Annotated in this window: 6 protein-coding genes; 4 read left to right on the top strand and 2 right to left on the bottom strand. The window is 62.5% G+C overall.

Features of this window, described 5'->3' with window-relative positions:
- The first annotated feature begins 423 nt into the window (after positions 1 to 423).
- Positions 424 to 1,122 (top strand): Crp/Fnr family transcriptional regulator, encoded by a 699-nt coding sequence (locus Q9K01_RS15150; RefSeq protein ID WP_305930964.1) that lies wholly within the window; start codon positions 424 to 426, stop codon positions 1,120 to 1,122.
- A gap of 10 nt (positions 1,123 to 1,132) precedes the next feature.
- Here the strand turns inward: Q9K01_RS15150 and Q9K01_RS15145 are convergent, their stop codons facing one another.
- Positions 1,133 to 1,357 carry a hypothetical protein gene (locus Q9K01_RS15145; RefSeq protein WP_305930963.1) on the bottom strand — a complete coding sequence of 75 codons (225 nt, stop codon included), beginning with the start codon at positions 1,355 to 1,357 and terminating at the stop codon, positions 1,133 to 1,135.
- 83 nt (positions 1,358 to 1,440) lie between these two features.
- Here Q9K01_RS15145 and Q9K01_RS15140 point away from each other — a divergent pair, with 83 nt between their 5' ends.
- Positions 1,441 to 1,860 carry a hypothetical protein gene (locus tag Q9K01_RS15140; RefSeq protein ID WP_305930962.1) on the top strand — a complete coding sequence of 140 codons (420 nt, stop codon included), beginning with the start codon at positions 1,441 to 1,443 and terminating at the stop codon, positions 1,858 to 1,860.
- On the opposite strand, the gene Q9K01_RS15135 is transcribed toward Q9K01_RS15140, so the two are convergent.
- Positions 1,857 to 4,682, bottom strand: a complete 2,826-nt coding sequence (locus Q9K01_RS15135) for an adenylate/guanylate cyclase domain-containing protein (RefSeq protein WP_305930961.1) — start codon at positions 4,680 to 4,682, stop codon at positions 1,857 to 1,859. The two genes, Q9K01_RS15140 and Q9K01_RS15135, sit on opposite strands and share 4 nt — an antisense overlap.
- Positions 4,683 to 4,693: 11 nt before the next feature.
- Between Q9K01_RS15135 and Q9K01_RS15130 the strand changes: the two genes are divergently transcribed.
- Together Q9K01_RS15130 and Q9K01_RS15125 are read left to right on the top strand one after the other, a co-directional pair.
- Positions 4,694 to 5,737: a caspase family protein gene (locus Q9K01_RS15130; RefSeq protein WP_305930960.1), complete on the top strand. Its 1,044-nt coding sequence runs from the start codon at positions 4,694 to 4,696 to the stop codon at positions 5,735 to 5,737.
- Between the two features lie 12 nt (positions 5,738 to 5,749).
- On the top strand, positions 5,750 to 6,004 hold the full coding sequence (locus tag Q9K01_RS15125; RefSeq protein WP_305930959.1) for a hypothetical protein: 255 nt from the start codon (positions 5,750 to 5,752) through the stop codon (positions 6,002 to 6,004).
- Positions 6,005 to 6,017: the final 13 nt, after the last annotated feature.

Here is a 6,017-nt window from a genome sequence, read left to right as displayed (position 1 = left end):
GACCTCCTACTCAGTGGAGAACCCTTGAATCAATGTGTCCGCCGCTTTTCAAGAGGCTGATTGGGTTTGGACCCTAGCGACCACCTTCAGATTTGGAACGTTCACGGAGGGGCGATGGCACGCCCCTTCGGAAAACTCCTCGCGGGACTTCCGCCCCTCAAAGCTGGCAACCGACGGATTGGCGATCGCCAGAAAGTCGACGAAAGCCGAAGCGGCGTGACTTGTACTCCAGCTGAGCCTAATGACCGCGGCAATGGCACGCCCCTCGGGTTCTCGAAGTACCGCAAGATCATTATTTGGATTCATAAATTTCGGCATCGCATTTCAGATATAACTTCAATCAATTCCGCCAACATTTGACAGGTCCCGATCTTGGAATTTGGTTCAACAATTGGTAGCGAAGTTCTGGCTGTGGAGTCAGGAATGAGTTCGCTAACACCTTTTAATGGCACTAAGATAGGCAGCGCGCCTGAGGCGCTAGTGCGACATATAAAAGATGTTGGACGCCCGCTCACCATTCGCGCAGGACAGATGGTCGTGCTGCATGGCGCGCGCGATAGAGATATCTATTATATTGAAAGAGGGAGCTTCGAAGTCGCGCTTACTGCACGCGACGGTCAGGTGATCATAGTCTGTGATCTGGGCCCCGGTGAAATATTTGGTGACCTTGCGGCGATTGTCGAAGGCCCGAGGTCCGCAAGTGTGGTCGCGACAGATGTTGGCAAAATCTTTGCAATTTCCGAGAGTGAATTTTTCGAAGCGGTCGCACCGCGGTCTGAATTAAGTTTCTGGTTTATGCGACGGCTGGCCCATGAGATAACTCGCCTCACCGAGAAAGTTTTTGAATTAGCCGCGCTCTCTGCGCGGAACAGACTGCATTGCGAGTTGCATCGCCTGTGCGTCGGGCTGCCTGTTGCGGATGGCAAAGTGATAGTAGCAAAGCCGCCGACTCATGAGACTATTGCGATGCGCATCGGCAGCCAGCGCGAGACGGTTTCACGTGAAATGTCGAAGCTTTCGACCCAAGGCATCGTCCAGAAGCAGCGGCAGGGCTTGGTCGTCGACCTCGATCGTCTGTCAGCGCAGGTGGCCGCCGAACTGGGGCGCCCACTAGACGTCTGATTGTGCTAGGCTATTGCATTTCTTCCGATAGCCGCCCGAGAAATCCCCCCAACAACTTGTCTGCGATTTCAGCAGGGATGTGCAAGTACACACCGTGGATTGATGCCAGCACTTCATGCTTCATCACGTGCAGCGCCGCCAGTTGTTCCGGCGTAAGTTCCTCCACCACCGGATCCATGCATAGGATCCGTTCGGCGCTGCGCGAAAGCTTCGCCCGGAATAGGTGTTCTTTCATTTCGCCCTCCTCAAAAATTTCAGATAGATGTTTATCGATGGTCGAAGGAGTCGGGAAGGCTCAATCGTGGGAGGCAGTGAACGATGAGGGACGGCCGCTACAGCTACCGGTTCGAAGGCTACGCGATGGAAAAGGGCCAAACGCACACGATCGTCGGGGTCGGCAGCATCAAGATTGCAAACATGAAGGTTATCCGGGGCGATCATCGCGCATCTCTGGCGAGGATGACGGGCTCCGGCAGTACCCTAATACACTCCCATTTCAGCCTTGCAGGCAGTGCGCGGTTCGTGGCCGAGGAACAGAGTTGGGATGTCGAGCTGGTTTTCGAAGAACTGACAGCGCCCGCCAATCGCGGGGCCCAGACCGTCAACGGAAGCTTCCGCGCGGTGGAAGCGGGTCCGGACCGCTACTGGATCATTTCAACCGGCGCTATCAGCACCATGGACGGTGTGCAGGACGAAGCGAACGAGGTCGTCAGCGGCGAACTCGTCTGGCTGGGCTAGCGAGCCGCCATCGGTTGGGCACCGCCGTCATCCAAAGCAATACGCCGAAGGAACCACTGCCCTCCGACTTCCGTGGCCAGCGATCGTGCCTCGGCCAGAAGGGCATCAGCACTCTCGCTTTCGTTCGCAGCCGACAGGATCCGTGCCTTGAGCCGCAAGGTCTCGGGTAGATAGAAGCGCTCTTCGGGGTTCGCCGACAGCGCCTGGTCGAGCGTGAGCGTGGCGGCGTCGGCAAGGTCTCCGAAATATTCGGCTTCGGCGAGCCAGCTCAGGTAAAGCGTCAGGCCGACCCGCGATCCCGTGGTGTCCATTGCCGCTATGCCGCTGCGGATCGTATCGATGCCGGTCTTAACCTCACCCTGGCCAGCCATCGCCCGTCCGAGGACAACCTGCGCGATAGCGGAGAATTGCGGAAAACCGATCCGAGTCGCGAGGCCCGACGACCGCGTGCTCCAGCGCTGCGCCATCCGGTCCGCGCCCAGCATGAGGCACAGCATGCCCGCCATATAGGCGGCGAAGCAGATATCGTAGTTGCTCCGCATCCGGCGCCCGTTGCGCAAGGCGAACGCCGCCCGCGCCCGCGCGCCGGCGGGATCGCCGCGCAGCACGGCGATCAGCGCGGCGTTGCCATAGGTCTGAGCGATGCCGCCGGGACGGGAGGCAAAGGCGGGAGCGGCGAAGAAGCGTTCGCCCTGCTGGAATGCCTCCTCGGCGCCCGTGATGTCGCCCATCCGGAAGCGCGAGGTCAGCTGCGCCATCCACGCCGCGGCGAGCAGTTCGTGTCCGCCGACGGAATTCGCAAGGAGGAGCATCTGCCGCGCCGCGCTCGCACCCGTAGCATAGTCTCCCGCGCTCGAGGCGGCCATCCATTGCCCGGCCAATCCCTGAAACCGTCGGGTCACCTCGCCGTGGCGCTCGGCCAGCGCCTTGGCCCGGTTGGCCGCCGCGGTCGCTCGCGCGTTAGAATAACCAAGGTTGATCTGGAGGACGCTTGCGAGCGTGGATTGGAGATCGAGTTCGATCCGGTCGCGCTGCGGTGACGGCGCCAGCCGCTTCAGTGCGTCGAGGCCGTGCTCAACAGCGTGTTCGGATTCCGCATAGCCGAAATGGAGCCGATGCGCCTCGGCGGCCGCGGCATAGACCGAGGCGGCGTGACCGAATTCATCGCATGCGTTCCAGTGACGCGCCAGATCGTCGAGCACGTCCCGACCGGCGCCGCTCACCTCGATTGCCACCGCTGCGCGGCGATGCAGGGTCTTGCGATCCCGCTCGAGCAGGAGGCGGTAGATCGCTTCCTGGATGAGCGCATGCGAGAAGATCGCCCGGTCGGTTACGCCATGCCGGTAAATACGCACTGCCTTCGTGGCCTCAAGCGTTTGGATCACCGTCGCGAATTCATCCGCAGCGAGGTCGGAAACCTTCGCGAGCAAGGGCATCTCTGCCGACGGACCGAGCACCGCGAGGCATTGCGCAAGGCGAAGCGAGCCGCCCAAATCGGTCAAGCGGGATGTCAGGAGCTCGGACAGAGACCAGGGCAATCGGTCACCGCCATCGGCGTTCAGTCGCGCAAGTTCGACCCCGAACAGCGGTACGCCGCCGGCCCGTTTGACAATGTCGAGGACTGCTGCGGAGGCGAGTGCCGTAGGTGCGATCTGCTGGATCAGCGCAGCCATGTCCACATCGTTCAACGGCGAGAGGTGCAATGCCTCATCGATATCCGCGAGCACCGGAGGCAGCGCGGCGCGACTGGTGAATATGAGCAGGAAGCCAGCAGCAGCACGCTCGGTCAGGGCGGCGAGAAAGGAGAGCGATGAGGGATCGCTCCAATGAAGGTCTTCCGCCACCACGACCAGTGGCCCCGATCCGGGCTCGGCCAGCAATCGGTCCGCGGCGCGGTTGATGAACGCTTCCGCACTGCCGGCGCTGTCATATTCGGCAGCGAAGACATCGTCGGTGAAGAATTGTCCCGCAAGGAAGAACGGCAGGTTAGCGTAGCCCGGATTGGCTGCGCCGTGGACGACGCGGCAGGCGGATCGATCCAGCCCGCTCACGAAAGCGCCGACAAGCGTCGATTTCCCAATCCCTGGCTCGCCTTGGATCGCGATCCGACGGATGGCTCCGCTCGCCGCTTCCGCGAAATGGGCTTGGAGGGTATGGAGTTCTGCGACACGTCCTACGAGCCGGTTGGCTTCGGATTGTCCGATCCAAGGCCGATGGTCCCAACCCGCAGCGCCCGAGACCGCGAACGCTCGAGTGCAGCCATCGATGCCCTTGAGTGACAAGCTAAGGCATTCCTCGAACTGGAACGCCGACCGGGCCAGCGCGTGGGTCGATTCCGCCACCAGGATGCCGTTCGGCTGCGCCGCCGACTGCAGGCGCGCAGCAAGATTAGCGGCATCGCCAGTGACCGGTCGTTCGCGCGCCGCGCCGCTTCCCAGCCACGTTCCCAGCATGACGGTTCCCGTGGCCACACCGGCGCGCATGGCTAGCGGGATTTCTGCGGCGGCCCCGATCTCGGAGACGAGTTCTCGCACCGCCAGCGCCGCCCGGACCGCGCGAACGCTGTCGTCTTCCCCGGCGGCGGGATAGCCGAAATACGCGAGCAGACCGTCACCCATGAAGCGCGCGACATAGCCACCGCTGGCTTCGACGAGCTTCGCCGCGCCCCCGAGAAAGTCGAGCGTCAGCGCGTGGAACCGCTCGTCGCCAATCACGCTGCACAGGGCGGTGGAATCCGCCAGATCGGCGAACAGCACGGCCAGCTGGCGCTTCTCGCTACGGCCCTCCGCCGGCTCGGATGCCTGTTCGATCGTCGATCCCATCGGCCCCCATCATGTCCTTGGCCGCGCTTTCGTCAACCCCGATCGCGCGCCCCGCCAAGCGGCCGAGTTGTGAGAAAAATCACGCTCCGCGCGTGACGCGCCGCACCGACTGCCACCGGTTCCTGCTGTCATACCACTCGTTGAGATCGGGGGTGGCGATGGGCGTCTCACCTCGATCCGAAGGAGATACGAAGATGGACAGGGCCCTTCTCGTCGGGATCGGTAATTATGGCCGCCTCGGCCAACCGCTGCCTGGATGCGCCAACGATCTGGCAGGTTGGGGCAGCTGCGTGGCCGCGAACATCGCTGCGGGTAGCGGAAATCTGCGCGCACGCGCCGACACACAAGCGACCAGAGACACGCTGATCGACGACTTCGGCTGGCTGCTCTCCGACGCGAAGCCCGGGGACCAGCGCGTTTTCTTCTTCGCCGGGCACGGCGCCCGTGTGCGTCGCCGCGATCCCGACACCGGTGCGACCGAGGCGATCCTCAGCGAAACGCTCGTCACCTATCCGGTCGCGTCCGAAGGCCGCGAGACGCACATGATCTTCGACCGCGATCTGGCGGAACTGATCGATGCAGTGGAGTTCCCAGCGAGCGCCCGCCTGACGATGGTCATCGACGCCTGTCACTCGGGCGGCATGGCACGGAGGTTGGGTGACGAAGAGGATGGGCCGCTCGTCCGCTGCATGTCGTTCCCGGACGAGGAGGAAGACGAGGCGCGCGCCCGCGAGTTTAACGTGGCTGAGGTTCGACCGTTCGGAAGTGCGATCGTCGAGGCGGTGCCGCGCGACTTTAGTGTCGAGGCGGCTCCCGCGTCGCGCGTGCTCGTTGCCGCGGCAAGTGCAGAGCAACGCGCATGGGACGACCGCATGCCGAACGGCAAACGCCACGGCATCTTTTCATATTATGCTCTGCAAGCCATCGCCACGCAGCCGCAGATGAGCTTCGATGCGCTGATTGCGGCCATCACGCCCCCGATCTCCCAGAGATTTCCGCAGCGACCAATGTTGCTCGGCGATACCGGCCGCTTTTCCGGCCACATCTTCAACTGAAAGGACAATGGAATGGCCAACGATCTCTATTGCACGCTCGTCTTCGACGACCTCGACCTGACCTCACCCGACAACTGGCGCTCGCGGATGACCAAAACCTTCAACGATCCCACCTTCGGCACCTTGCTGGAAGACCTGCTGGTGACCGGTGACGCGATCCGGTCAGGCCCGGTTGCCCGCGACTTCGGCGGCGGCTGCGACGTGCGAGCGGACGTCAATTCCGGTGGCGGCTGGAGCGCCGGCGTTAGCTGCGGAATCCGCTTCTAGTTAACACATTCAA

Origin of the sequence: Qipengyuania benthica (assembly GCF_030717865.1) — a bacterium.
Classification (GTDB): Bacteria; Pseudomonadota; Alphaproteobacteria; order Sphingomonadales; family Sphingomonadaceae; genus Qipengyuania; species Qipengyuania benthica.
The sequence above is the reverse complement of the archived record's forward strand: the minus strand, read 5'-3'. Positions and strand labels throughout refer to the sequence as shown.

Excerpts from the sequence above, each read along its gene's own strand:
- Q9K01_RS15150 (WP_305930964.1), top strand. The coding sequence starts at position 424 with ATGAGTTCGCTAACACCTTTTAATGGCACTAAGATAGGCAGCGCGCCT.
- Q9K01_RS15145 (WP_305930963.1), bottom strand. The coding sequence starts at position 1,357 with ATGAAAGAACACCTATTCCGGGCGAAGCTTTCGCGCAGCGCCGAACGG.
- Q9K01_RS15140 (WP_305930962.1), top strand. The coding sequence starts at position 1,441 with ATGAGGGACGGCCGCTACAGCTACCGGTTCGAAGGCTACGCGATGGAA.
- Q9K01_RS15135 (WP_305930961.1), bottom strand. The coding sequence starts at position 4,682 with ATGGGATCGACGATCGAACAGGCATCCGAGCCGGCGGAGGGCCGTAGC.
- Q9K01_RS15130 (WP_305930960.1), top strand. The coding sequence starts at position 4,694 with ATGTCCTTGGCCGCGCTTTCGTCAACCCCGATCGCGCGCCCCGCCAAG.
- Q9K01_RS15125 (WP_305930959.1), top strand. The coding sequence starts at position 5,750 with ATGGCCAACGATCTCTATTGCACGCTCGTCTTCGACGACCTCGACCTG.